We start from the raw sequence: 310 nt of genomic DNA on the forward strand, positions 1-310 counted from the left end.
TGGAGAGAGAAAGACGAAGATGTTTTAGTGTTTAAAATTGGGTGGGGTGAGGGTCTTGCTTGGAAGGTTTCTATATTTATTTAATTTTATAATATTATTTATTAATATAAAAAATTTGAGTTCACACTTGAATTTTGAAATATTTTGACTCGTGCCTTCATGGGCTTGGATTGCTCAGTAGCTCAAGGACTCAACCTGAACGAATCACTCGATGAGCAATCTGAGCCCATTTCCAACCCTAAGGTCATTAAACCGCACGCAAACAGTGGTCTCGTCCGTGCCAAATTCAAGTCTAATCTTCCCACAAAAC

The 310-nt window shown here is 38.1% G+C and carries 1 protein-coding gene; it reads left to right on the top strand.

The window, feature by feature from the left end; genetic code table 11:
* Positions 1-159: 159 nt before the first annotated feature.
* Positions 160-310: 50S ribosomal protein L35ae (locus GOQ16_RS18400; protein WP_160070467.1), on the top strand; the 151-nt coding region annotated here is incomplete at its 3' end.

This window comes from Sphingobacterium bovisgrunnientis (assembly GCF_009829085.1).
GTDB classification, from domain to species: Bacteria; Bacteroidota; Bacteroidia; order Sphingobacteriales; family Sphingobacteriaceae; genus Sphingobacterium; species Sphingobacterium bovisgrunnientis.